Annotated in this window: 24 protein-coding genes and 1 tRNA gene; 16 read left to right on the top strand and 9 right to left on the bottom strand. The window is 64.7% G+C overall.

All coding sequences use genetic code 11. The features are described from left to right. Nucleotides 1–26 precede the first annotated feature (26 nt). The 11 genes from ACQR1Y_RS33835 (at nucleotide 27) to ACQR1Y_RS33885 (ending at nucleotide 11,018) form a co-directional block, all read left to right on the top strand. Nucleotides 27–1,046, top strand: a complete 1,020-nt coding sequence (locus tag ACQR1Y_RS33835) for a helix-turn-helix domain-containing protein (RefSeq protein WP_434879897.1) — start codon at nucleotides 27–29, stop codon at nucleotides 1,044–1,046. Nucleotides 1,047–1,113: 67 nt separating this feature from the next. Next, entirely contained in the window at nucleotides 1,114–2,631 is a 1,518-nt protein-coding gene (locus tag ACQR1Y_RS33840; RefSeq protein ID WP_434879896.1) for an AMP-binding protein, read from the top strand. A 69-nt stretch (nucleotides 2,632–2,700) separates the two neighbouring features. Next, on the top strand, nucleotides 2,701–4,146 hold the full coding sequence (locus tag ACQR1Y_RS33845; protein WP_434879895.1) for an FAD-binding oxidoreductase: 1,446 nt from the start codon (nucleotides 2,701–2,703) through the stop codon (nucleotides 4,144–4,146). Next, a complete protein-coding gene (locus tag ACQR1Y_RS33850; RefSeq protein ID WP_434859811.1) occupies nucleotides 4,143–4,583 on the top strand; it encodes a DUF4383 domain-containing protein in 441 nt (146 codons plus the stop codon). Before ACQR1Y_RS33845 ends, ACQR1Y_RS33850 begins: the two co-directional genes overlap by 4 nt. Then, nucleotides 4,580–5,683 (top strand): hypothetical protein, encoded by a 1,104-nt coding sequence (locus ACQR1Y_RS33855; RefSeq protein WP_434879894.1) that lies wholly within the window; start codon nucleotides 4,580–4,582, stop codon nucleotides 5,681–5,683. The genes ACQR1Y_RS33850 and ACQR1Y_RS33855 overlap by 4 nt, the downstream gene beginning before the upstream one ends. Then, nucleotides 5,667–5,972 (top strand): hypothetical protein, encoded by a 306-nt coding sequence (locus tag ACQR1Y_RS33860; RefSeq protein WP_434859809.1) that lies wholly within the window; start codon nucleotides 5,667–5,669, stop codon nucleotides 5,970–5,972. The genes ACQR1Y_RS33855 and ACQR1Y_RS33860 overlap by 17 nt, the downstream gene beginning before the upstream one ends. Nucleotides 5,973–6,141: 169 nt before the next feature. Further along, complete coding sequence (locus ACQR1Y_RS33865) at nucleotides 6,142–7,113, top strand: S1C family serine protease (RefSeq protein ID WP_434879893.1); 972 nt, start codon at nucleotides 6,142–6,144, stop codon at nucleotides 7,111–7,113. Nucleotides 7,114–7,337: 224 nt separating this feature from the next. Then, nucleotides 7,338–8,402, top strand: a complete 1,065-nt coding sequence (locus ACQR1Y_RS33870) for a phospholipase (RefSeq protein WP_434879892.1) — start codon at nucleotides 7,338–7,340, stop codon at nucleotides 8,400–8,402. A 137-nt stretch (nucleotides 8,403–8,539) separates the two neighbouring features. Further along, nucleotides 8,540–9,898 (top strand): hypothetical protein, encoded by a 1,359-nt coding sequence (locus ACQR1Y_RS33875; RefSeq protein ID WP_434879891.1) that lies wholly within the window; start codon nucleotides 8,540–8,542, stop codon nucleotides 9,896–9,898. A gap of 4 nt (nucleotides 9,899–9,902) precedes the next feature. Continuing rightward, complete coding sequence (locus ACQR1Y_RS33880) at nucleotides 9,903–10,721, top strand: hypothetical protein (RefSeq protein WP_434879890.1); 819 nt, start codon at nucleotides 9,903–9,905, stop codon at nucleotides 10,719–10,721. A 90-nt stretch (nucleotides 10,722–10,811) separates the two neighbouring features. After that, nucleotides 10,812–11,018 (top strand): hypothetical protein, encoded by a 207-nt coding sequence (locus ACQR1Y_RS33885; protein WP_434859804.1) that lies wholly within the window; start codon nucleotides 10,812–10,814, stop codon nucleotides 11,016–11,018. 66 nt (nucleotides 11,019–11,084) lie between these two features. Here ACQR1Y_RS33885 and ACQR1Y_RS33890 read toward each other — a convergent pair whose 3' ends face one another. The 3 genes from ACQR1Y_RS33890 to ACQR1Y_RS33900 all read right to left on the bottom strand — a co-directional run bounded on the left by ACQR1Y_RS33890 (nucleotide 11,085) and on the right by ACQR1Y_RS33900 (nucleotide 13,167). Further along, the gene (locus tag ACQR1Y_RS33890) at nucleotides 11,085–11,735 is read right to left on the bottom strand and encodes a DsbA family protein (RefSeq protein WP_434879889.1); all 651 of its coding nucleotides are present in this window, start codon (nucleotides 11,733–11,735) and stop codon (nucleotides 11,085–11,087) included. A gap of 16 nt (nucleotides 11,736–11,751) precedes the next feature. Then, nucleotides 11,752–12,537: a sulfite exporter TauE/SafE family protein gene (locus tag ACQR1Y_RS33895; RefSeq protein ID WP_434859802.1), complete on the bottom strand. Its 786-nt coding sequence runs from the start codon at nucleotides 12,535–12,537 to the stop codon at nucleotides 11,752–11,754. 132 nt (nucleotides 12,538–12,669) lie between these two features. Further along, the gene (locus ACQR1Y_RS33900) at nucleotides 12,670–13,167 is read right to left on the bottom strand and encodes a hypothetical protein (protein WP_434879888.1); all 498 of its coding nucleotides are present in this window, start codon (nucleotides 13,165–13,167) and stop codon (nucleotides 12,670–12,672) included. A gap of 191 nt (nucleotides 13,168–13,358) precedes the next feature. On the opposite strand from ACQR1Y_RS33900, the gene ACQR1Y_RS33905 reads away from it, so the two are divergent. Together ACQR1Y_RS33905 and ACQR1Y_RS33910 are read left to right on the top strand one after the other, a co-directional pair. After that, a complete protein-coding gene (locus ACQR1Y_RS33905; protein WP_434879887.1) occupies nucleotides 13,359–13,658 on the top strand; it encodes a hypothetical protein in 300 nt (99 codons plus the stop codon). 91 nt (nucleotides 13,659–13,749) lie between these two features. Continuing rightward, nucleotides 13,750–14,835 (top strand): AbrB family transcriptional regulator, encoded by a 1,086-nt coding sequence (locus ACQR1Y_RS33910; protein WP_434879886.1) that lies wholly within the window; start codon nucleotides 13,750–13,752, stop codon nucleotides 14,833–14,835. On the opposite strand, the gene ACQR1Y_RS33915 is transcribed toward ACQR1Y_RS33910, so the two are convergent. Then, on the bottom strand, nucleotides 14,832–15,371 hold the full coding sequence (locus ACQR1Y_RS33915) for a disulfide bond formation protein B (protein ID WP_434859798.1): 540 nt from the start codon (nucleotides 15,369–15,371) through the stop codon (nucleotides 14,832–14,834). The two genes, ACQR1Y_RS33910 and ACQR1Y_RS33915, sit on opposite strands and share 4 nt — an antisense overlap. Nucleotides 15,372–15,542: 171 nt before the next feature. On the opposite strand from ACQR1Y_RS33915, the gene ACQR1Y_RS33920 reads away from it, so the two are divergent. From ACQR1Y_RS33920 to ACQR1Y_RS33930, 3 genes are all read left to right on the top strand, one after another. Continuing rightward, nucleotides 15,543–15,627, top strand: a tRNA-Leu gene (locus ACQR1Y_RS33920). Nucleotides 15,628–15,849: 222 nt separating this feature from the next. Beyond that, the gene (locus ACQR1Y_RS33925) at nucleotides 15,850–17,220 is read left to right on the top strand and encodes a tyrosine-type recombinase/integrase (RefSeq protein WP_434879885.1); all 1,371 of its coding nucleotides are present in this window, start codon (nucleotides 15,850–15,852) and stop codon (nucleotides 17,218–17,220) included. 78 nt (nucleotides 17,221–17,298) lie between these two features. Then, nucleotides 17,299–17,766 carry a hypothetical protein gene (locus tag ACQR1Y_RS33930; RefSeq protein WP_434879884.1) on the top strand — a complete coding sequence of 156 codons (468 nt, stop codon included), beginning with the start codon at nucleotides 17,299–17,301 and terminating at the stop codon, nucleotides 17,764–17,766. A gap of 262 nt (nucleotides 17,767–18,028) precedes the next feature. Here the strand turns inward: ACQR1Y_RS33930 and ACQR1Y_RS33935 are convergent, their stop codons facing one another. The 5 genes from ACQR1Y_RS33935 to ACQR1Y_RS33955 all read right to left on the bottom strand — a co-directional run bounded on the left by ACQR1Y_RS33935 (nucleotide 18,029) and on the right by ACQR1Y_RS33955 (nucleotide 25,485). Beyond that, entirely contained in the window at nucleotides 18,029–19,651 is a 1,623-nt protein-coding gene (locus ACQR1Y_RS33935) for a recombinase family protein (RefSeq protein ID WP_434879883.1), read from the bottom strand. 294 nt (nucleotides 19,652–19,945) lie between these two features. Beyond that, nucleotides 19,946–21,037, bottom strand: a complete 1,092-nt coding sequence (locus ACQR1Y_RS33940) for a hypothetical protein (RefSeq protein ID WP_434879882.1) — start codon at nucleotides 21,035–21,037, stop codon at nucleotides 19,946–19,948. A 51-nt stretch (nucleotides 21,038–21,088) separates the two neighbouring features. Beyond that, nucleotides 21,089–22,126, bottom strand: a complete 1,038-nt coding sequence (locus ACQR1Y_RS33945) for a hypothetical protein (protein ID WP_434879881.1) — start codon at nucleotides 22,124–22,126, stop codon at nucleotides 21,089–21,091. Nucleotides 22,127–22,164: 38 nt separating this feature from the next. After that, nucleotides 22,165–22,488, bottom strand: a complete 324-nt coding sequence (locus ACQR1Y_RS33950) for a protease inhibitor I42 family protein (protein ID WP_434879880.1) — start codon at nucleotides 22,486–22,488, stop codon at nucleotides 22,165–22,167. An 81-nt stretch (nucleotides 22,489–22,569) separates the two neighbouring features. Beyond that, entirely contained in the window at nucleotides 22,570–25,485 is a 2,916-nt protein-coding gene (locus ACQR1Y_RS33955; RefSeq protein ID WP_434879879.1) for a C1 family peptidase, read from the bottom strand. Between the last annotated feature and the right edge of the window lie 5 nt (nucleotides 25,486–25,490).

Genomic DNA, 25,490 nt, shown 5'->3' on the forward strand with positions numbered 1-25,490 from the left:
TGCGCATTCAATTTCGCCGTGATGTCATGAGCTTGAACCCGACCCATAGCAGCGTGGCGCGCCCTGGCTTCGTGCAGACGACGAGCGCCGATGTCGACGAGCATTGCGCCAAGCTCGGCGGCTGGCGGCTGCGCTATGACCAGATCAGCGCCGGCGCCTTCCATGGCAGCTTTACGCAGTTGTCGATGCCGCGCCTCGACGTCTTCCACGAGGTGACGAGCCAGCAGGTGCGGCAGCATGGCGAACTCGGCCGCAACTGCTGCGGCCTGGCCGTGCCCTGCGGCGGCGAGGGCCCGGTGAACGTCAACGGCACCAGCATCACACATGACGCACTGATCGTGTCCTTCGATGCCGAGGTCGACATCTGCACGCCGCGGGGCTTCGCTCTGCGCGGCGTAACCCTGTCGGCCCAACTCGTCGACGAGATCGCCAGCCAATTGGCGATCGAATTGCCGCGTGGCCTGCGCCATCAGATGCGCGCGATCTCGGCGCCGGCCGCGACGCTGGCTCGCTTCCGGGCCGCGCTGGCGATGCTCGACACATCGCCTCGCGCGCACACGGAACTGTCGCAGGACGCAGCGTCCGCCGCCACGCTGCAGGACGGCCTGCTGCTGTCAATCACCGACCTGTTGCCGGACGCACGGCCTTGCGATGACAGCCGCAGCGGCGCCGCGCGCAAGCGCATCGTCGATCGGGCCTGCGACGTGATGCTCGCCTCATCGGAGCGATCCATTCCATTGCTGGATGTCTGCAAGGCGGTCGGCGTCAGCCACCGCAAGCTGAGCTACTGCTTCCGGGACGTGCTCGGCACCAGTCCCCTGGCCTATTGGCGCGCGGTGCGCCTCAATCGCGTGCGGCGCGACCTCAAATCGTCGCGCGATCCACGTGACGGAATTTACGATGTCGCCGTGCGCCACGGCTTCTGGCACTTCAGCCAGTTCTCCCTCGACTACAAGCGCCATTTCGCAGAACTGCCATCCGAAACCCTGCGGCGTGCGCGTATGGACGCGTCTTCCGAGATGAGGCACAACGTCTCGCATCATTGACGTCGGCCGCGCGAGCTGCCGACCAAGAACGGCGCACAAGCAACGCGCCGATGGTTCGGAGGACGAGATGCTGATCCCGATGGCGGATGTGCCGCGCTGGTACGCCGAGCGCAAACCCAAAGACAGCATCGCTGTTCAGCACGGAGCCGATCGCCTCACCTGGGAGCAGCTCGAACGCCGCGCCAATGCGCGCGCCCGCGCCTTCGCCGCCAAAGGCGTCAAACCCGGCGACTTCGTCGCGATCGGCCTGCCCAACGGCAATGCGCTGTTCGAGACCAGTTTTGCGGTGTGGAAATGCGGCGCCACGCCGACCTCGCTGTCGTGGCGATTGCCGCGCGGCGAAGCCGCGGCCGTGCTGGAGATCCTCAAGCCGTCGCTGGTGGTCGGCGGCGAGGCCGATTGGAATGCGCCGAATACGCTGCCCGCCGATTTCACACCCCAGGGATTCTCAGACGAGCCGCTCACCGCGCCGGTGTCGCGCTATTGGAAGGCAATGACATCCGGCGGTTCGACAGGGCGCCCCAAGGTGATCCTGGATCATCAGCCCGCGGTGACCGACACCGCAGCCGAGCCGCCGCTCGGGATTCCCAGGGGTGCGTCGTTGCTCAATCCCGGGCCGCTCTATCACAACGCCCCCTTCATCGTGTCGCACTACGCGCTGTTCGCCGGCGGCACCTTGACCGGCATGGTGAAGTTCGACGCGGAGGAAACGCTGCGGCTGATCCAGGCGCAGCGCATTCAGTGGGTCAATTTCGTCCCGACCATGATGCACCGGATCTGGGCGCTGCCGGAGGCGGCGCGCAACAGCTACGATGTGTCGAGCCTGAAGATGGTGTTCCACATGGCGGCGCCGATGCCGGCATGGTTGAAGGAGAAATGGATCGAGTGGCTCGGCCCCGAGCGCGTCTACGAGCTCTATGGCGGCACCGAGCGGCAGGGACGCACCATCATTTCCGGAACCGAATGGCTGCAGCACAAGGGCTCGGTCGGCAAGATCGACGACACCTGCGGCTTGCGCATCCTCGGCCCCGACGGCCATGACGTCGCGCCCGGCGAGAGCGGCGAAATCTACTTCCTTCCGGCGGATGGTCCCGGCAGCACCTATCACTATCTCGGCGCCGAGCCGAAGCGGCGCGCCGACGGCTGGGAATCGCTCGGCGACATCGGCCGGCTCGATGCCGACGGCTATCTCTATCTCGGCGACCGGCTCGCCGACATGGTGCTGCGCGGCGGCGCCAACATCTATCCGGCCGAGGTCGAGGCGGCGCTGATGGCGCATCCCGACATCCGCTCCTGCGTCGTCGTCGGCCTGCCCGATCCCGAGCTCGGGCAGCGCGTGCATGCGATCGTCGAGATCGATCGCGCCAAGGACGCGCAGGCTATCGTCGACGGCATGGGCGCGTTCCTGGGCGATCGGCTGTCGCGCTACAAACACCCGGAGAGCTATGAGCTGGTCGATGTGATGCTGCGCGACGATTCCGGGAAGGTGCGGCGAACGCTGCTACGCGACGAGCGCGCGGCGTGGCTGAAGGATGGCCGCGACTTCCGGCTGGTTCCCGCCCGCTTGCGTCCCTCGGCGGACTGATCGGCCGCCAATTTTTCGAACGTTTACGATGCTGGCGTAGACTCCCAATCAGTCAGGAGTGCGCACGCCATGATCTCACGACGACGGTTTCTCGGCACCGCAGCCACGGCTGCGGCGCTGCCCCTGGCGCGGATGCCGGAGGCGCGCGCCGAGCTGCGCACCATCCTCAACGACGCCAGCCGGCTTAACCCGACGCCGGTCGCCAAGCATGTCGTGATTTCGAAGCCAGCAACCGACGATCTCATCGCGCGGCTGCGCGCGGAGCTGAAGGAGGCTGCCGCCGCGAAGCGGCCGGTGACCGCCGCCGTCGCCCGGCATTCGATGGGCGGACAGAGCCTGCCGCGCGACGGCACCGCCATCACGCTCGACGGCGGCGCCATCGAGCTCGACACGGCGGCACGGACCTATCGTACCGCCGCCGGCAACCGCTGGTGGGACGTCATCGCCACGCTCGACGCCAAGGGCTTCTCGCCCGCCGTGATGCAGTCCAACAGCGATTTCGGCGTCGGCAGCACGTTCAGCGTCAACGCCCATGGATGGCCGGTGCCGTACGGCCCGTTCGGGTCGACGGTGAAATCGATCCGCATGCTGCTCGCCGACGGCACGCTGGTGCAGTGCTCGCGCACCGAGAATGCCGAGCTGTTCGGCCTTGCCATGGGCGGCTATGGCCTGTTCGGGATCATCGTCGACCTCGAGGTCGAGATGGTGCCGAACGTGCTGCTGGAGCCGCGCTTCGAGCGCATGGCGCCGGAGACGTTCGCGGAGGCGTTCACGCGCAGCATCGATGGCGATCCCAACGTGAAGATGGCCTATGGCCGGATGTCGGTGTCGCGCAAGGCATTCTTCGATGACGCGCTGCTCGTCAGCTTCCGCCCCGCGCCGGATGCGCCCGCGACGCTGCCGCCGGTGGCGAGCTCGGGCAAGCTGACCGGCGTCGCGAACACGATCTATCGCGCGCAGACCGGCTGGGAGGTCGCCAAGGGTCTGCGCTGGTTCATGGAGACGCGGCTCGGCCCCGCCATCTCCGACAGCCACTACACGCGCAACTCGCTGATGGCCGAGCCGGTCGCGAACCTCGCGCAGAAGGACATGCACCGCACCGACATTCTGCATGAATACTTCGTCGCGCCCGAGCGGTTCGGCGAGTTCCTCACCGCCTGCCGCGAGATCATCCCGAAGGCGCGCGCGGAATTCCTCAACGTCACCCTGCGTTACGTCGCCGAGGACAAGACGCCGGCGCTGACCATCGCGCCGGTGCGCCGCATCGCGGCGGTGATGTCGTTCTCGCAAGTCACCTCGCCGGAGGGCGAGGTCGACATGCTGCGCACGACGGAAGCCCTCATCGACCGCATCACCGCGATTGGCGGCGCGTTCTATCTGCCGTATCGTCTGCATGCGCGCCGCGACCAGGTCGAGAAGGCCTATCCGGCCGTTGCGCGCTTCGTCGCCGCCAAGCGGCACTATGATCCGAACCTTCTGTTCCGCAACGCGATGTGGGACGCCTATTTCGCATGACGACCTCAGCCGACGGATTCTCCCTGGACCGCTATCGCATCGCAGCCCTCGCGCTCGCCGTGGCGCTGCTGTTCGCCGCGGCGACCGACTACATCCCCGCCTTCATCGATGCGCAGGGCCGCGTCTTCGGCCTGTTTCAGCTCGACATCTACAAGGACGCGCTGCATGTCGCCTCCGGCCTGTGGGCGCTCGGCGCGATGCTGTCCCGCCGCAGCGCCATCTTCTTCCTGCGCGTCTTCGGCTCGCTGTATTTCCTCGACGGCGTGATGGGTGTGTTCACCGGCTCCGGCTATCTCGATCTGTCCATCATCATCGACGGCATCCGCAACACGTCCTGGCTGGTGAAGCTGCTCTCCAGCCTGCCGCATCTCGCGCTGGGCGCGATCGGTATAGCTGTCGGCTGGTCGCCCTGGCGCAGGCAGGCCGCCATCGCATGAGCCTGCGTCGCAAAGCCCTGGTTCTTTTCGGTGCCCTCGCCGCGGCCGCCGCGATCGGCATCGCGACCACCGTGGCCACCGTGGAGACGGTGTGCACGGCGGACGTGCCGACCCCCGCCGTGACTTCGGACTACGGAATCACCGATCCCGGCTACGCCCGTTCGCAGGGCGACAGCTTCCTGACCTTCCCCGAATGGTACATCGTCCACGCCTATCGCGATCTCGCCGATGTCACCGGCCAGAGCTCCGAGTCGCAATTCCATTACCTGACGAGCATCAGCGGTTTCTGGCGCAGCCTGTGCCGGGCGACACGCCAGGCGGCGGGATCCGGTCCCGCGACATCGGACCAGAAGCTCACCAACTACATCATTGGCTTCAGCTTCACCGCCGAGATGGCGCTGCAGGGCGGATATGAGAAGACCATCGGCGCGCTCAGCGCGGAGACCACCGAAGGCGTCAACACAGCGGAGGACGCGTTCAACCTCGCTTTGCTGAAGGACTACGCGGCGTTTCTCTATCAGACGCCGTGGTATCGCTATCCCTTCGCCGCCAAGCTCCATCAGTTCTGGCGCGAGACACCCTTCGTGCCATCGCTGCGCTCGGTCGAGCGCCGGTTCTCCCTCAGCCTGCAATATGCGGGACGGGCCGCCTACGCCGCGATCATCGGCTATGCTGCGGGATACGATCCGGCCGTCCTGACGATCCGGAGCGTCGTTACCGGCCTGCCTGCGGCCGAGCTGGCCGCCATCCCCGGCGTGAAGGTGATCCGCGAGGTCACCGACAGCAAGGGCGGCAAGGGCGTGCTGGTCGAGACCGAGCGCTACGCCAAGTTCGACGCCTTCGCGCGGGAGCTCGGACGGCATCCCGGCGCCGCGTTCGGCGAGGTCGCCGGCAACCACCGCATCCTGGTGACCATCGTCATTCCGCCCGGCGACGGCCGGCTGGCAGCTTTCGACGGGCTGCCTATATTCAGTGTCCCGGTCCAGTCCCGTCCCGGCGCGCGCCGCATCGGCGTCGACGTGCCGGTCCGGTCGCTGGTTCAGGACATCGCCCGTTTCGACGCCGCCGGATATACGTTCGAGCATGCCTACGACTATTGATCGGTCCCAGCCGGCCCGCTCCGTCCCCGTCATGGGCGCGGCGGCGGTCGCCGTGGCGTGGTTTGCCGGCATGGCCGCCATGACGCTGCTGATCAAGCCCGAGGCCGTCGTCGTCTTCGGCCCGTCGGACCGCATGATTCCCGCAATCGTCGCCTCCGATGGAGCCTTGCTCGATGCCGGGCGTTTCCACGTCTCGGCACGGCCGGGGGCCACGACGATCGGCAGCCTCTACGCTGCCGGCGCCTGGCTGGTCTGGCCGATCATGGGCAAGCGCTGCGGACGCCTCTAGTCACCGCGTGGCGGGCGCTGGGTTTTCCGACACTCGGGCGGACGCCCCCGGAACTGGCGCCGCCGCGCAAAGATGTTAAGCTCGCGGTCACGCTGAGGCGGTCACGCGACACAGAACAGACGCCTGGTCGACGCTCCCTCCGGGGAGGGTCGACTGGCAGGAGAACGAAATGCCTTCTTTGACCGAATGGAAAGTGCCGTTTGCCTTCCAGCCTCGTGCCGAAGACTATCAGTATGATCTCGACCAGGTCTTGTCCTCGATCGTGGGCCTGCATGCCATCATCCCGCCGGATGCCTTCAGCGCGGAAACGCTGGGCACCGAGCGCGCCGGCAACGCCGTCGTCATCGACGACGGGCTGGTGCTGACCATCGGCTATCTGATCACCGAAGCGGAGTCGGTCTGGCTGCACCTCAATGATGGCCGGGTGGTGCAAGGTCATGTGCTCGGCTTCGACTTCACGACCGGCTTCGGCCTGGTGCAGGCGCTGGGACAGCTGGATCTGCCGGCGCTGCCGCTCGGATCGTCGGCCGAGACGAAGATCGGCGACCATGTCGTGCTCGGCGGCGCCGGCGGCCGGACGCGCTCGGTGGCAAGCCAGATCATCGCCAAGCAGGAATTCGCGGGCTATTGGGAGTATCTGCTGGACGAGGCGATCTTCACCCATCCCGCGCATCCGAACTGGGGCGGCACCGGACTGATCTCGGCGAAGGGTGAATTGATCGGGATCGGCTCACTGCAGCTCGAGCGCGAGCGCGATGCCAAGGCCGAGCACGTCAACATGGTGGTGCCGATCGATCTGCTGAAGCCGATCATCGATGACCTGCGCCGCTTCGGCCGCGTCAACAAGCCGGCCCGTCCCTGGCTTGGCATGTACGCGACCGAGGTCGAGGACCGCGTCGTCGTGATCGGCGTCTCCGACAACGGACCGGCGGCGCGCGCCGAGCTCAAGGCCGGCGACGTGATCCTCGGCATCAACGGCGACAAGGTCACGAGCCAGAGCGAATTCTATCGCAAGCTCTGGGCGCTCGGCGCAGCCGGAGTCGATGTGCCGCTGACGGTGCATCATGAGGGCGTCACCTTCGACGTCACCATCGCCTCGACCGATCGCGCCAAGCTCTTGAAGGCGCCGAGGCTGCACTGAGCGGGCGGGCGCGTCGCGCAGCACATCCCGCCGCAGTTCGGCCACAACTTCGACATGGAGCCTCCTGCGTCGGCTCAATTCATCAGCAAACGCTGACGGCCTTCGCGCGTGTTGACTTGGGCGAGCCGCGTCACGACATTGCCGCATCGCGCGACGAGCGGCGTGCCGAGATGATGATTGCCCGTGGGTGAGACGACCTGCCCCGCTGGATCGAGGAGACCTGCATGACGGATGCCGTGGTGGATGACATTCTCATCGTGTTGCCGCCACTGCTGCAGTCGCTCGAAGCCCTGTCCTACGTCGCCCGCTACCTGAACCCGCCGGACTTCGACCGCGTGATGTCGGAGATCGGTGATCCCGACCACGCGCTGCAGGTCGCGCGCGCAAATCTGACGTCATGGCCGGCGGACTTTTCCCACATCCGGATCGCCTTCGATACCGCAGCCGATGCGGCGCTGATGTCGTTCGCGGGCCTGCGCGCGGTGCAGGGCGGACAAGGCGATCTCGTCGACGTGTTCAGGGCCCTTCGCCAGCTGCCGCGCGCCCTCGAGGCGCTGTTCCCGCTTGCGGCGACACTGCCGCCCCTGAGCGAATTCTTCCTCGAACCGGCTATCGGCGAGAACGACGCGCTACGGCAGCTGCTGGCGACCTCCGCCGGCAAGGACGCCGTGTTTCACGATCACAACGAGATCGGCAATCGCGGCGGCTTTTCGCTGTATGTGCCGGAGTACTACACGGCCGATCGCGCCTGGCCGCTGGTGATGGCGCTGCATGGCGGCAGCGGCAACGGCCGTGATTTTCTCTGGGCCTGGATGCGTGCTGCGCGCAGCCTCGGCGCCATCCTGGTCGCGCCGACCGCGACGGGGCCGACCTGGGCGCTGATGGGCGAGGATTCGGATACGCCGAACCTGGTGCGCATCCTCGATCTCGTACGCAGCCGCGTTGCCGTCGATCCCGCCCGCATGTTGCTGACCGGAATGAGCGACGGCGGCACCTTCTGCTATGTCAGCGGACTGCAGAGCGGCTCTCCTTTCACCCACCTCGCGCCGGTCGCCGCGACGTTCCATCCTCTGATGGCGCAGATCGCCGATCGCGATCGCCTGCGCGGCCTGCCGATCCAGATCGTGCACGGCCGGCTCGACTGGATGTTCCCGGTCGAGATCGCGCGGCACACGCGCGACGCGCTGGCCAAATCGGGCGCTGAGGTCGTCTATCGCGAGATCGACGATCTCAGCCATTGCTACCCGCGCGAAGCCAATGTCGAGCTGCTGCGCTGGCTGATGCGGTGAGGCGCGCTGCGCCCGACATGGCCGATCGGTAATGCCGGGGACACAATCTCGGCGGATTTTGTTCTCATTGATAACAGCCTAGCCATACAGCGGGGGCGCTGCACAGGGGCGGTCATGAGGCCGCCAAAGGTCCGCTTATGCCCTCGCCTGCCGCGTCCGTCGCGCAAGTCTCGTCTGCCCGCTCCGCCACGTCCGTCGTGCTCGCCGACGGCGTGAACCGCCTCGAGGTCACGCTCAAGCTCACGACCGCGATCCTGGCGCTGGCTGCCGGCGTCTACACCTATCTCGGCGTCCGCGAGCTGCTCAACGGCAGTCCCACGACGGTGTTCTTCGCCGCCGTGATCTATTCGGTCGCGGTGTCCGTCGGCATCTACGCCTTCTGGGTGTTCATGATGCAGTTCATGCCGCATGTGACCAGCCTGATGGGCCGGCTGCTGATGGGCGGCTGCATGCTGCTGGGCTCGCTGATGATCGTTGCGATGTCGTCCTGGCTGAATGCCTCGGCGCTGGCCGGTGCCGCCGCCATCCAGCAGCATCTCGCCATCACCGTGCAGAACTACACGCGCGATCTCGATCGTGCCAACAGCCAGGCGATCGCGGCGCAGAGCCTGCTGCCGGACATCCAGCTCGCCTCCTCGCGCTTCGCCAAGCTCGCCGACGCCGAGCGCGCCGGCTCGCTCACGGGCACCTCGGGCTCCGGCACCGTGGTCCAGCTGCTGACGCAGATGTCGACGCAACTCGATGGCCTGGGGCAGCAGGTGCAGGACTCCGGCAAGCGCGTCTCCGCGCTGTATGAGCAGGGCAGCAAGAGCCTCGCCAAGATGCGCGAGCTGATCTCCGACCGCGGCCCGATCGCGACACGCAGCGACGCCTTCGCCACGGAGTCGCTGACCTTGATGGGCGTGATCGCCAATCTGCAGCAGACCTCGGTGGCGCCCGCGGTCAAGCGCGCCGCGACCTCGCTCTCGGCCGGCTTCATCGCGCCTGCCGCAGGCGGACGCAGCGGCGACCTCGCGGAGCGGCAGACCGCCGTGGTCGGCAAGGTGGAGGGCGCGATCGCGACGCAGGCCGCCTCGCTCGCGGATGCCGCCGACAAGATCCTGGCCCTGCCCCGCATCGAGCCGACGAGGTTCCAGTCGCTGTCCCCCGCCGAGGCCGTGCTGCGCTACGCCGGCGACTTCATCCCGAGCTGGGCCGGAGCGATCTCGATCGACCTGATGCCGGCGGTCCTCGTGCTGATCCTGTGCGTCGTGCATGCCGCGATCCGCCGCGAGGGCCTGCCGGCCGTGAGCGCGTCGAGCCTGACGGCGAGCGATCTCGTCACGGCGCTGCAGATCGCGCGCGAAGTCGAAGACGCGCGGCGCGCAGCGGAGGCGCGGCCGGTCGTCGGGCCGGGCGAGCCGGCGGTTGCGCCGCCTGCCGAGCCGCAGCCCGCGACAGCCAACGCGGCCGACGAGAACGTCACCACTTTGTCGTCGGCACGGATCGGGAAGTAGTTGCGTGGCCTCCGCCCTGAACCAGCGCGTTCACGCCTGGCTCGCCGGCAATCCGGACGAGAGCATCCTGCGCTGGGTGTTCCGCAGCATTGTCGTCGTGACCGTCGCAGTGCTGGCCGCGGACCTGCTCGAGATGAATGCGCCGCACGCACTCCCCGATGCGGCCCCGCCTCAACTCGACGTTCAGCGCGAGCCGGCGGACATGCCGACGGATGCCCCTTCCGTTCTGGCACCGCTGATGAAGCGGCTGATGCCGCTGCCGCAAGGCGATCGCGCCCTGCAGCAACCGATCACGTTCGAGCTGCGCGGTGCGGGCCGCCTCTACGCGACCGGCACGATCACGCCGGGCAGCGCGCGCAGCTTTGCCGACACGGTCGAGCGCTACGGCGAGTATATCAAGACGGTGGTGCTGAACTCGCCGGGAGGTTCGGTCGCCGACGCGCTCGCGATGGGGCGCCTGATCCGAACGAAGAAGTTCGCGACCGAGGTGGAGGCAGGGAAGTACTGCGCCTCGTCCTGTCCGCTGATATTCGCTGGCGGCGTCGAGCGCCGCGCCGGCGAGAAGGCGGTCATCGGCGTGCATCAGATTGCCGCGGTCTCTTCCGCCGCAACGGTCCGGTCCGGCGACGACATGAGCGTGGCCCAGAACGTCTCCGCGCGCTGCCAGCGTCATCTCGCCGACATGGGGATCGATCTCAAGGTCTGGGTGCACGCGATGGAGACGCCACATGACCAGCTGTTCACATTCAAGCCGGACGAGCTGAAAGCACTCAATCTCGTCACGGCGATGCCGGATTCCCGTCCCGAAAAACCTCGCAGTTAGTTTGTCAGGTCCGGCTTGAACCTTCCGCCGCGACGGCGGAACCAAGCCTGGACGGCGGCGTTATCGGCCGTCACACTGGAGAACATGACTATGCGGACGTTCGTGGGAATGATCCTTGGCGCGCTCCTTCTCGGGTTCGGCGTCTATATCCATGATTCGATGCAGACGTCTGAAGTCGCCAACGGCGCCTCGGCGCAGACGCGCCGGACGATCGTGAACTGGGACGTCGCCTCGGACAGCTGGAATTCGCTGAAGACCCGCGCGCATGACGACTGGGTGCGCATCTCGTCGAAGTAATCAGCACGACCGATCCTTATCTGACAGGCGCCTCGACTCCGGTCGGGGCGCCTTTTGCGTGTCCAATCAGTTCGCCGCCTTGGCCTTGCGTGCGTCGGCGATGACCTGCTCGAACTGCGCCATCGTCAGCACGCCAGGGACTCTGAACTTGCCGACGATGAAGGACGGCGTGCCACGGAAACGCAGGCCACGCGCCTGGCTGTCGTTGCGGGCGAGCATCGCGTCGATCGCCTTGCCATTGGCGGAGAGGTCGCGCTTGGCGCGATCGACGTCGACGCCGCCCTCCGCGAGCAGCTCATCGATGCGCGACTCCGTCAGCTTCGAGCTGGTGCCGATCAGCGCCTCATGCGCCTTCGCGTATTTGTCCTGATACTTGCAGGCCAGCGCCATCCGCGCCGCGGTGACGGATACCGGTCCGAGGATCGGCCACTCCTTCAGCACCCAGCGAACCTTGCCGTCGTCGTGCACGACCTGCTGCAGCTCGGGGTCGAGCTTGCGGCAATATGGACAGTTGTAGTCGAACCATTCGACGATCGCGATGTCGCCAGAGGCATTGCCGAGCACCGGCGCATCGGGATCGCGCAGCACCGAGGCCTCGTCGGGCTCGTCGGCTCCCTGGGCGCGGGCCATGCCGGGCCACGACGCCAGCGCGGCGCCCGCGCCAAGGAGTTGGAGGACGCCGCGCCGGCTGGCGGTCAGCGAAGTGTCGTCCGACATGCGGCGTGTCATCAAATCAGCTCCAGATGTGCAGCAGGCTGCGGGTCAGCATATACAGCGCCACCGCTGCGATCACGACCGAAAACACGATGTTCAGGGCGCCGCGCCGCTCCGAGAGATGGCGCGCCAGCCGGGTGCCGGCAAGCCCCCCGGCGATACCGCCGGCGATGAACAGTCCGGCAAGATCCCAGGCGACCAGGCCGGACCACGCATAGCTCGCCGCCGTGGTGAGACCGAACGTGGTCACCGCGACCAGCGACGAACTCACTGCATTCATGATCGGCATGCCCGTCGCTGCCATCAGCGCCGGCACGATCAGGAAGCCGCCGCCGATGCCGAAGAAGCCGGACAGCGTGCCGGTGGCGAGACCGAAGCCGAGGATCGCCGGCACATTGGCCATGCTCATCTTGACGTCGGGGATGCCGATGCGCGCGCGCGTCTTCAGCATCAGGAGCGCGATCACCATCATCACCAGCGCGAACAGCGCCAGCAGCTTCTGACCGTCGACCATCTTGCCGAGCAGCGAGCCGGTGAAGGCGCCGACGATGCCGGCCGCCGCGAACAGCGCCGCGATCGGCCAGATCACGGTGCCCCCGCGCGCGTGATTGGCGAGGTTGATCGCGGCATTGGTGGCGACCGCGATGGCGCTGGATCCGATCGCGATGTGCGGCTCCGGCACGCCGACGACATAGACCATCAGCGGCACCGCCAGCACCGAGCCGCCGCCGCCGACGAGGCCGAGCGAAAACCCGACCATCGCGCCGCACAACAGACCGAGCACGCCTTGAAGAGCAGAGATCATGGCCGGAGCAGATTCATGTCCCGGCCATCAAGGCAAGCCCCAAATTCACCGGAGCAGCAATGCCGTTGCGATTCGGAGAAGCGGCCGGAGGCGTCACGCCTCCGGCCAGTGAAGATGCTGCGCTGCGTCGGCTCAGGCCGCGCCCTTCAGCTTCTTGGTGCATTCGCTGAAGTAGCCGCCGCCCTTCTGGATCCACTTCAAGCCGCCATTGGCGTTGGTGGCCTTGTTGGCGTTGTACTGATCGACGCACGTATGCATGCGGGCCGTGCCCGGTTTTTCCTTGGCGTATTTCTGATCGACCGCAGTCGGGAACACGGCCGGGCCGCTCGGCGCCGGAGCCGCTTCCTCCTTGGCGGCCGACTTGGCCTCCTTGGCGGGCTTCGCCTCGGCAGCGGGTGCCGCCGGAGCAGCGGCCGGTGCCGCGGCGGTGGCGTCGCTGCCGCACTGGGCCTTGCGGAAGTCGTTCCACTTCTGGCCGTTCAGCGTGCCGGCGTCCTTCGCCTGCTTGTACTTGGCGCTGCATTCCTGCGCCGTCAGCGCCTGCGCCGGCGCGGCGGCGAACGTCGCGAGGCCGATCGCGGCCAGGGCAGCGAGCGACGGAGCAACCAACGATTTTACGTGAAAACTCATCCCAGATCTCCCTGTGGAGCATGTTGAATGGGACTATGATACTAGCGAGCCGCCCGCGCACGACAAAGCAGGCGGGAGCGTGGCGTCGCGAAAATATAATTTGCCTCGCGCGGCGATCCGGATCATTCCATTCACACCGGGTTCAGCATCGCCGGACATCGCGCCGGACCGTTTCAATCGAGGACTTCTGCATGAAATTCACTGCCCGCGCGGCGCTCGCAGCCGCCGCCATCGCCACCCTGTTGGCCGCGGGTCCCGCCTGGTCGCAACCCGGATTGACGCTGCCGAGCCGTCCCGACGCCGCCACCGACAAGTTCTCGACCCTCGACAAGACCACCCGCCGGACGATCTCGATGGCCTGCTCGAAGGAAGCCGACGAACAGGGCATCTTCCGCGGCAAGGCCCGCGGCAAATTCCGCTCCGCCTGCAAGCAGGAGAAGGCGGCGGCACTCACTGCGCCGGCTCCGGCGGCGCCCGACAAGCCGAAATGATCGGCGGGCGGTCCGCCCGGCGGCCGCGCGTGCATGACGCCTGCGCAGCCGCGTTAATTGTTCGCACATCCGGCTTTTGGCATAAGGCGCCGTGCGCCAGATCATCTCATCCCTCCCCTTCGAATGGCCGAGCCGCGCCAAGACGCTGAGCGCGCTCGAGACGCTCGCGCTCGGCACGGCCGGCGGGCTTGTCTTCCTGTTCGCCCATCTGCCGGGCGGCCTGATCTCGGGCGCGATGATCGCGACCGCGATCGCGGCCATCGCCGGCCGTCCCCTGGCGATGCCGCCGATCCTGACCCAGACCGTGCTGCTGCTGCTGGGCATCTCGATCGGCGCCATCGTCTCGCGCGAACTGATCACCCATGTCAGCGCCTATCCGGTGACGATCGGCCTGCTGGCGCTCGCGACGTTCTGCTCGACCTTCGGCTCCAGCCTGTATCTGCAGCACGTCCACGGCTGGGACCGCACCTCGGCGCTGCTCGCCGGCAGCCCCGGCGCGCTGTCCCAGATCACGCTGCTCGCGGTCGAACGCGGCGCCGACCTGCCGGCGATCGCGGTGGTGCAGACGCTGCGCGTCATCATCCTGACCGCAGCGCTGCCGCTGGTTCTGGCCATCGCCGGCGTTGCGCCGGCGGCGCCGGTCTCGCTCGACCAGAGCGTCGCCTCGCCGCTCGGCCTGCTCGTGCTGCTGGTGGCCTCGCTGGTCGCCGCCATGCTGATGCAGCTGATCAAGTTTCCGGCGAGCTGGCTGTTCGGCGCGATGGTTGCCAGCGGCGTCCTGCACGGCACTGGCCTCGTCGAAGGCGGCCTGCCGGACTGGATGCGCGGCGTGGCGCTGATCGGCATCGGCGCCCTGATCGGCAGCCGCTTCGCGCGGATGCGGGTCAAGACCCTGGTCGGACATCTCAGGGCCGCGCTCGGCTCGTTCGCGATCGCGGTGGCGATCTCCGCCGCCTTCGTGACCGTGATCGTGCTGACGACGCATGTGCGCTTTTCCGACACCATCGTCGCCTTCGCGCCCGGCGCGATGGACGCCATGATGGCGCTGGCGCTGACCCTGCACATCGACCCGATCTTCGTCGGCGCGCATCACCTCTCGCGCTTCGTCTTCGTCACCATCGCCACCCCCGGTATCGTCCATCTGTTCGGACGGCCGCAGGAGGACGTCGACGATTAGGCGGCAGCCGTCTTGCGGGTGAGGCCCCAGCCCGCGATCGCGGCGATGAAGAGCGAGATCAGCACGCTGTAGCCGGCCAGCGAGAGGCCGAGGAAGCGGAATTGCACCTCGTCGCAGCGCACGACATGGACGCTGTCCAGCCGATCCAGCAGCGTGCCGGCGCTGCCGAGATTGCCGATCGGCCCGGTGCATTCGGTCGGCCCCGGCCAGAAGCCCCATTCGACGCCGGAATGGTAGACGCCGAGCCCGGCATTGCCGAGCGCCGCCAGCGCGATCAGGCCGAGGCCTGCGAGCACGAGCACGCGTGGCGCGCCGCCTCTCGCGGCCAGCGCAATGACCAGCCCGAGCGGCACGATCGCGTAATAGGCCCAGCGCTGCTTGAGGCAGAGCTCGCAGGGCTGCAGGCCCCAGACCAGCTGCATGTACCAGGCGCCGGCCAGCGCGGCCGCGGAGATGCCGGCCGCGAGCAGGGCGGCGGTCACGGCGGGGCTGATGCGCCCGGCCGCCGGGTGGGCCATCACGGAGGTCTGGGTCATCGGTCCCTCGCACATGTCGCCGGCCTCGCGCCGGCGCCGTTCCGGCTCCTACTCCGGCCCGCGAAAGCTGTCGAGATGAGACGCCATCACGTCCGTGCGGGTTGACCCTGCCCCGCCGCCCGCTATAGTCCGCCCCGCTTCGCTGGTTCCTGCACAGGGTCCATCGCGAATGCCCCTGTGGCGGAACTGGTAGACGCGCTCGACTCAAAATCGAGTTCCGCAAGGAGTGCTGGTTCGATTCCGGCCAGGGGCACCAACTGGGCTGTTCACGCCCGTTCTAAATCGTCCGCAAGCGTTCGCCCAGCGCTCGGAACCCCTTGAAAAATAGAGCTTTCCGCGCACATCGTTGTTCGTCACCGTTTGTTCTCATCCGACCCCAGCCGGCCGACTTGTTGGTATTTTTGTTGGTATCGTGTTGGTATCGGGAGAACAAACGTTCACGGTGACTTTCGCTATTCCGAATGCAGGAATTGAGCAGATGGCCCGTAAGAACGCTGGCGCGTGTGCCGAACCCAAGCAGATCAGAACCGACGTCGACTGCCGCGCCGCCCAGCCGAGATTCGACAATGGCGCGTGGAGTCCCGCCAAGATTTCCGACGTGACCGGCGGCGGTCTCTACCTCTTCGTCACACCCGACGAGAACAGGCCAGGTAAGGCCGTCTCCAAGCTCTGGCGGATGGCCTACCGCTTCTACGGTCGCCAGAGAACCTACTCCATCGGCCCTTACGGCAACGGAAAGGACGGCACGTTTTCGCTCGCCGACGCGCGTCGCGAGCGCGATAAGGCCAAAGACCTGCTCAAGGACGGCAAAGACCCGAGCACCGAGAAACAGCTCGAGAAGCACAGGCAAGCGGCCGCCCGACCTTTCGAGCAATGGGCTGACGAGTGGCTCGCGAAGAAGAAGGTGGAGAAAGTCAAACGCGGAAGGATCGTCGCGGTGCGCGATTCCAAGACCATCAAGGTCCTTGAGCTGCGCGTCGGCTACGTCAAGGATCGCTTCGGCAAGCTGTGCAGGAAGGATATCAAGCGTCCGGACGTGCTCGCTTTCATGCGTTCATACGAAGCCGGAGGAAAGCTGGAAACGCGCGACCGTGTGCGCAGCATCGGTGCGCAAATCTGCGACTATGCCGACGTCGAAGGCGACGGCTACAATCCATTCCGCAACCTGAATGGACAGATGATTGCCAACATTTCAACGCCGCGTCCCGGCGTCACCGAACCACGCGACGTGGCGCGCGTCTTCAAGCTCATCAGCGCACCGTGCGAGAGAGCGAGGTTTGGTGACGTTGTTGGCCTTGCCTTGCGGTTCGATGCGCTGACTATTCCCCGACCAGGCATGATCAATGAAATGGAGTGGAGCGAGGTCGATTGGGACGCTGAACGCTGGACTATTCCAGCCGCCAAAATGAAGACCGGTTGGGACCATGTCGTGCCCTTGTCACGGCAGGCACTCGCAATCCTGCGCAGCGTCCAAAAGCTGACCGGCCATCGCCGGTACGTTTTTTCCTGCTCAAAGGATGCCCCGCTATCGAACAACACGCTCAACAAGCGCTTGCGGCTGCTTGGCATTGACACCAAGACTGATCATTGCGCCCACGGGTTCCGGACCACCTTCTCGACCCTGTCCCACCACGAAGAGATCAAGGAGGCCAAGGCATGGGATGGCGATGTCGTCGGACTGCAGCTCGCGCATCTCGATAGTTCGACCGTGGAAGGGCTCTACAAGAAACACGGACCGCTCGCGCTGATCGGCTCGCGCACGAAGCTGATGCAGCATTGGGCTGATCGTATCGACCACTGGCTCGATCCCAAGAAGGTGATGCCGATCAAGCGCGGGTCACAGGGCTGAGTCACGTAGCTGCCGCGTCAACACTGGCCTGCTTTCCTCATAGTCGAGCTCTCCACATGGCCAAAGGAAAGACCTCGAATGCCGGCTAGAGAACGACTGCCAACCCGCAAGCAACCGGAAGAGGAATGTTCTTTGGTTGCTCACGTGAAATCGGTCACTGCGAGCTACTACATCTCGACGCACGGTAGCGAGCGCGACGCCAGCACAGATGAAGCTATTGCTCATTTGCTTGCTGAAATCGTCATGACCAGACCCAAGTTGCCCAAGCACCTCGGCAGGGAAATCCGCTGCTCTCTGATGTGCTCTCGCGTTTATCATCGCAGCGATGCGAATGGTGCTCAGGCACAACCCTCGTTTCTGTACATGAGACTCAAGCCAGGCCTCCAACTTTTCTCTGCCTATCTTCCAGCAGACGTATTTTGGCCGCTGCAGACCGATCTGAGAAGTGGGCGGCTGCAGTATGTTGAGGCTCGGTTCAACAAGCCGCGATATGGCTCGGGCAAGCTCGTGAGTTTGTATTTCTCGGATACGAAGCCAGATGAATAGCCTGATTGGTCCGCAGCCGCTGACGGCCTAATGTGCCGGATCCCAATAGACCGTCGGTGCGAGTGGTGTAGGTATGGGCCCAGGAGCCGAATCTAGCAGACCACCTATCCATTTGATATTAATTGACTATTTCGATGTCCCGTTGTCACGTGTACCTACCAATGTACCCTAAACATTCCGCGCTTCGCAGCGAACGCCTGAGGATTTTCGTCTGAGCGACGCCCAACCGCGGTTTTAGGACAGCAATTTCAGGGAATAGCAATCAGGCCAAAGACTTTGACGGCCGCCTGCGATCCGGAGACGACCGAGAGTCTGCCAGACCCGGGATACGGCTAGTCATCCGAACCAGCAGTTCCCGAACATCTGCGCAGCGAAACTCCCCAAACCAGCGCTCGGATACTCGAACTCGCTGGTCCTTTTTGTTTATCGGCAAATTGGCGGTCGGAAGCGGATAGTACTCCATCACGGATGTATTACGAGCATCCATCCGCGCGACAATCGTGAGATTCGACCTCGTGAATTGCATCTTGCGCAGCTCCCACCGGCGTGCTGCCCGTGCGCCGTTGCTTCCGTCCTTCACAGCGCGAGCAACCGCCAGACTGACTGTGACATCGCCGTTCAGGGTCAAAAGACACAGCTCGGGCAGGAAGCTGACCCGACGTCCCTGCCGCTCAAGCTCTGCCCTGATCTGTTCAGCCAGTGCGTAGACAATCTCCTGAATGCGCGCCTGTACCTCCTTGAACCTGTATCGCACATGGGGCCTATAGCCGATTCGTCGGTAGGCCTCGTCCAAGGAACCGAAGCGTCGCGCATAGACTGAGCAATTTGGCACCCCGTCCGCCATGAGAATGGACTTCATCGTAAGGCGGCCTTCGCGTCGCAGCAGACCCCTGAGGATATCTAGCAACTCCTTGTCACTGCGGGTCCGCCCACACTCGAGCTCCCGCAGCTTCTTTCTCGCTTTCTCAAACAGATGCGGACGGATAACCGGCGCTAGCGCATCCTTATGCCTTATCCACATCTCTGGTGGGTTCGACACTGCGCGTTCGCCAAGCTTGGCGGACCGTCGGTTGAATACAATGTGGCCCACATAGGCCTCGTTCCTCAAGACGTTTCCGATCGTCAGCATACTCCACAGTTTGCCGCGGGCATTTCGAATGCCCTTGGCGTTCAACTCCGCCGCGATCTCAGTCCGATTTCTGTTGCCATTCACAAACAGCTCAAAGATTCGCTCGACGACCCTAAGCTCACGCTTTGGACCCGGTACGAGCAGCGTCCGGTCTGTCTTGAGGTTCTTGCGATCACCTCTCTCAAGGATGCCCTTTGAGCGACCGCGCTCGTCCACGAGCTGCCGCCGCAACCCGAAGGGGGCGGGGCCGCCGCGCCAATAGCCCTGGCTGGCGATTCGACTCTGTCCAAGGAAGACCTTCTTTGACAGCTGGCGGCTGTAGTCAGCCGCGGCCAGACGTTTGACGTTCTTGAGAACGACGGACGCCATGCTTCCATCGTTCTCGAATTCGTCGGCACAGTACTGAATTCCGATTCCAGCGCGCTTGCAGATGAATTCGTAGTAGGCACTTTCGTCCACATCTTGGAATCGGCCCCACCGGCTGACATCATACACGAGAATGGACTGATAATGCGCGCGGCCGATCTCGACATCGGCAATAAGCCGCTTCAAGGCGTCGCGGCCGGCCACCCTGAGGCCGCTGCGGCCACGGTCGGCATAGGTTTGAACAATTTCGTTGCCACGGCGAGCTGCATAGGCAGCAATCGCTGCCGCCTGGTTCTCGATCGAGTATTTCTGGGATTCAGTGGATACTCGCAGATACTGCGCGGCTGATCGACACTCTGCCGGCGCACCGGCTTGGCTGACCGATACCATTCGCCTGCTCCATCGCCCGTTCGCAGGGCACGTTAGCAGAACCCTGGACCACGGATGCGGAAGACTGACGTAACGGTTTGCGCTTCCCTGAACGGCCCGTTTTAATTTAAGACTTTGACCTGTGAGAGGTCGCCGTTCAAACACATAGCCGCCAGGCACCGCGGCGAACCTTAGACCATTCATACATCGATTTTCTTCAGCCCACTCAGCTACGGCTGTTTGGACGCCATTGGGCCGTGGCCATTTGCGTCGTAACTCCGACGGCCGCTTATCAGAGCCTCGGCCTGACCCCGATTAACGGACAACAGCGTCATGAAGCCGCATCGGCATCATGTCGCTTTCAGCACGGTCATCGAATTGAGAGATCAGGCTGTATGCCGATGCGGCTTCGTTCCAAGTCGCCTTCAGCAGGATAGCCGGCTCCGGCAGCGCATAGCTTGCCGAGAACCTGACGATGTCTGCCCCTTGCAGCCGGCCCAGGATCTCCAGCTCAACATTATCGGCCCTGATCGGGTCTGGTTGGAATATGATGTTGTACTGCGTGACCGCGTCTGCGGCAAGATCTGCTCCTGCAAGAGTCTTCAGGCCTGAAGCGACCACCCCTCCCGCGCCACGATGCTTCCAGCGAACAGCGAGATAGTCGGCCGATAACGGCGTTGGCCGCAAGTCGAGCACGAGCCCGGTCACTTGCAAGACCTGATTCGGCTCAAACAGAAAGCTGACCCCGGTTTCGGTGACGGGCTGCGCGACGGTCTTGGTGATTCCGGAGAGAGTCGATTCCGGCGTAAAGTCGACAGCAATAGTAATCGTGACCTCATTCGGAAACGCGACGCTATCGTCGGACACCCTGCCTTCCAGAACCCCTCCTTCGGGCCCCATGGCTCCCTGGCAGCACGTCACCCTTCCGTAAGGGCTCTGATAGGTGCATTCTGCGACGTAGCGCGACACCAGGCTCCGCGGCGCGCTTCCAAGCACGATTTTGACATTGAGAAAGCGCGGCTCGTCGTAGGTCTGCCAGCGAAAGTCCGAGCCGTTCGATAAAATCTGAACCTTTGTGTAGAGTCCGGAGCGGGTACGCATCGCGAAGACGCTTCCGGGTCGCCAGTCCTGGGTCCGTTCCGCATTATAGACAAGTTGCAACAGGCTGCGACGGTCCAGCGTTTCATAGGACGCCATACCGAGAGGACATATTCCGGCATTGTTGACCGGCGCCAGGACCCACGCAATCGCCGAGCTCCAGGCAAAGTCGGCATAAGGCGATGTCGGGCCCGATGCCGGTGTGACATTGACCCCATTCTCCAGATCATACTCCATATAGAAACTGTCAAAGGTTCCGATGCCGGACCTTGCGGGTGAAGCGCCAAATGCCGTCCGCTTCCGCATCATTGAGAGCTCCTTTGGTGCGCTTAGGGTGATGAGAGCCACGCTCACCGGCGATCAAAACACGGCAATCAGCCGGTAAGCTGCCGCCATGCCGTCCCACGAAGACTTCAGCAGCAGCGCGCTTTCAGGCAGCGCGAAGGTCTGTTCGAAGGGGATGATATCCATCCCCAGCAATCGTCCTACGATCTCGATTGTGAGACTGTCGGCCATCTCAGGGTTCGGCTGAAATGTGATGTCATACTCGGTGACGACGTTCGCGAGATCAGCGCCCGTCAGCAGTTTATGGCCGGAGGCGACGATTGTACCCATGACGCTGTAATCCCAGCGCACCTGGAGATAGTCCTGAACCATCGCAGGTGGTCGTAGATCGAGCGTCAATGCCGTGGCCTGCAGAACCTGGTTCGGCTCAAACAAGACGTTGACACCCGTATCCGTCACCGGCGCCGAGAACTGTCTGACAATGCCATTGAGATGAGTTGCGGGAGCGAAATCGACGGCGACGGAGATCAGCACCTCGGCGGGAAACGCCGAGCCGTCGTCCGTGACCTGGCCCTGCAGGACCCCGCCGTTCCGCCCGAATATCCCCGAGCAACAAATCACCCGGCCGTGCGGCGTATCGTAGACGCATTCGGCGACGTAGCGTGTAATGAAGTCGGCCGGTGCGCTGCCGAGCGCGATCTTCACGTCGAGAAAAAGCGGATCCGGGAAGGTCTGCCAGCGAAATCGATAGTGCTCGTTCAGCTCGACCTTGGCATATTTCCCCGAGCGCGTTCGAACCGCAAACACGCTGCCGGGTTGCCATCGCTGGCGTCCCTCCGGGGTGTAGTTCAGCTGTGCGAGCTGGTGGCGATCCAACGAGTCGTAAGGGGTGAAGCCGAGCGGGCAATAGCCGGCTCCGTTTTCCACCCGCAGTTCCTCACACCAGCCGAAGTCGGCTGACGGCGAAAACCCATCCATCTGGGAGACGAGGATTCCGAGCTCAAGATCGAATTCGAAGTAATTTCCGGAGAAAGATCCCGTGCCGGAGTGCTGCGGCGCGACGAGGCGATCGGTGAAATGCGGAATGAAGCGATCGACGAAATGATGATGCATCGGAGGCTCTCCCGCGGCGCGCTCGGCGCAGCTTGGGCTCAGTTCGATATATCGAGCGTCAGGGTGAATTTGTACGCTGCAGCATCCGGCCCCGAGCCGCGCCACAGCTTCAATGTGATCGTGGCGAGGCCTGCGCGCCTCGCGCGATAGCGGAACACGGCAGCAGCGCTGCTGCCGCCCGCAGGCGCGGCGACCGCGGGCACGATATGGCTGCCCTGATCTGCGAGATGATCCGTGTTCGACAGCCGATCCCATCTGAAACCGGTCGTCGCGTTCTGAGGAAGGGAGATGACGATGTCGTCGCCGACCTTGGCGGCCACCGACTTGTTGTTGTCAACAGAGGAAAATTTCAGCTCGGCCATCGCACTCTCCGTTGCCAGGTCTGGCTGGCGCAGCAGCCGACGCGGTCCCGGCGCCTGCCGAGACCGCCCAGGCCGCTGCTGCTAGCCGATGTTGACGCCCCACATATAAGCGTCGATGCCCACCTCGCCGTAGGCAATCTTGAAATAGCCCGACGCCGCCCAGTAGGGACCCCAGCTGTTCTTGCAGATCCAGCACTGCTCGGCGTCGCTGTAGCCCACGACGCAGATGCAATGGCCGCCCTGCAAAGCACCTGCGTTGGCGCTCTTGCGGTAGACTGCGGATGGATCGTTGTTGTTCTGGAAGAAGTCCATGAAGTCCTGGTAGACCGAGAAGCAGGCGACCAGCGGCCCCCGCCTCGCAGACATCCACGTCTTCATGTCTTCTGCCGAGCTGAGCAGCTCCCAGCTGTCGATCCTGGTCACGCGGCCGGACCAGTCCTGGCACACGCCGCAGGACGGCGTGGGGTCGAATGGCGAGGGCGGCGACAGGTAGGGAAAGCAGGCCTCGTCGGCGACACCGGTCTGCTGGAAGTCATCCAGCGCTCCGCCGGGCCACCAGCCGCCGTTCGGCTCCTCTCGGCCACCGACGGTGTTGCCGCAGGTCCGGCCGTGGCTCCTGCCCAGACAGTAGAACAGATGCGCTTCGGAGAAGTCCGGATTGAGCTTCGGATCGTTGCGCCGGACCTGCAGCGTGCCTTCCGCCGCGGCGATCACCCCATGAGCGACGCATGACCCGCAATATCCCTGATCCCTGACCGGCGTGATGTAGTCCACGCCATCGACGTTCCGAAGGTCATAGCTCGCGGGAGAGCGGCGCTGCATGGGCCGGGAAGCCGCCGCGTTCGCTCTTGAAATGAGCTCCCGTTCGTGAAGGCTGGGCTCCGGGTTGCGCGGGTTGCGGTCCGGCGTATAGCCGAGCGAGAAGACGCGCCCTGGCCGGCCGCCTCCGCCGGCGCTAGCACCACCGGCCGAAGCACCGAGCTTCTGCCCCGGACCGAATTGAACGGCCAACCGCCGCCGCTTCGCCGGGTCCGGAATGCCGTCGCGGGTCAAGAGTGCCGGGACCGACAGCGTCTTGCCAATCGACGTCGTCCCACTCCAGTCGAAAGCGAGCGACGTCTCGTAAATCTCGATGGTGCCGGACGCGGTCCTGTCACGCCATTCCCCGGTCAGACCTTGAACCTTGTATTGGATCTTGGGCGTCGATTCTCCCGTCCAGTCGTTGGGATGAAACGGGAATTCGATATCGTAGGTTGGCAGATTGTTCGGGTCGCCGTTCGGCGGCGTGGTCACCAGGAAATAGCCGGAGACCTTCGGCCGTGGGGTCGCGGATGTTCCCGCCGATGGCGGCGTCCATTCCCATTTGAACAGCGCTTTCGACGACGGGTCGGTCGCCACCGCGGCGATGACGAAGAACAGGCGCGTACGCTGGACGAACTGATCGGGCTCGAACAGGAAAGCCGCCCCGGTGTCAGAGACGGGCTGGGTCTGGCGGAACTCGTAGCCCGGCCCGAATGGCGCGACGAAATTGACGAGCAGGCTGATCTGCGCGGACGTCGGCCGTTGGGGCCAAGTGAACTGGATCACTCCCTCGGTCAGGCCGCCGCTCTTGCCGTCGACGGTCGCGCACTGGACGTTCTGCGGGCCCGTGGCAGTCGTGTAGCTCGCTGACGGGACCACGATCTTGACCTTCTCGCTGTTTCCGATCGCCAGCTTGAAGGGCAGCTTGATGTCGTCCTGCTCGATGAACAGGTGCCGCGCCGGATTGAATGCGCCGAGCTGCTGCTCGAAATTGAACGACACCTGGTGAAGGCCTTCGTTGATCCCGGCGAAGCTCATATGCTCGTCGAACTGCGCGCTGTCGGACAGCGAGACGCTCTTCATCGCAACCGACACGCCGCCGAAGAAGCCGCCCGGCTCGGGCGCCGACACCGGCTTGGGATCGGGATTGATCCATTGCCCGACCTCCAGCTTGATGAACATGTCCATCGCCGAATCCAGCAGCTTCTGCAGGTCGACGCCCTGCGGCGGCGAACCGACGATGCTCACATCCAGCGCCTGCTGCTGGCGCAGGTCTGCCCGGATGGACTGATAGTCGAAGGAGCCGTTCACCAGGCCGAAATAGCTCGCGCGCGCCTTCGCGTTCCAGGAGAAATAGTCATAGGCCTTCTTCTTGTAGCCGTGAGCCTGGATGTCGCATTGCGGGATCAGGTACTGGTAGTTGAACGAGAACATGATCGCGACTTGCGGCGGGAAGGGGATCGGCGTCGCACCGAGCATCGCCGCAAAATGATCCGCGCCGTCGGGCGTCAGTTCGACGGCAAAGCCGATCGACGACGAGGCACCGACATCGACATTCTTGAGCGCCTGCCCTGCTCGCGCATACATGTCCAGTCCGGACACGTTCATCTTTCCGCCGGTGAGACGTAGCGGCTGAAAGTTGAACCGTCCGGATCCCGGTTGAAGATGGTAGAGAGTTCGTATCAGGTTCGTCCACTTCTGCTGCTGATCGTCACTGGGCAGCTCGACGACGAGCTCGACCATGAAGCTGAGCACGCCTCCCAGCGTGGTCTTGGACCCGTCGGGATTGTTGCGGACCTTCTTGGTGATCGTGAAGGCCGGTTCACCGTCGGGTCCTTTCGCGATACGTCCCCATCGCGGGGCGTAGAACCAGGTATCCGGGTTGTAGCCTTTGAACAGGACAAACGGCATCTGCGGGTCGGTCGCGATCGCGACAGTACCGTCGACGAGATTGAAGTTGGGCAGGGATGCCGCGGCAAGGTCGACGAGGCGCGTGGCGTCGAACGGGTCCTTGACCATCGCGGGCAGCTGCTCCGCCGCGGTCTGCGCGCGCGGCGCCGGGGCGGAGCGACCGCGACCGGTCGCGCGCGCGTCGACCATGGCCGTCCGTCCCGACGTAAAGTCGTGTTGCTCGCCCGCACCGCTGCTTGATTTCAGCTGCTCCGTGTCGGTGATGCGTGGGTATCGCTTGTCCATTGTCA

Origin of the sequence: Bradyrhizobium sp. HKCCYLRH3099 (assembly GCF_051167855.1) — a bacterium.
Classification (GTDB): domain Bacteria; phylum Pseudomonadota; class Alphaproteobacteria; order Rhizobiales; family Xanthobacteraceae; genus Bradyrhizobium.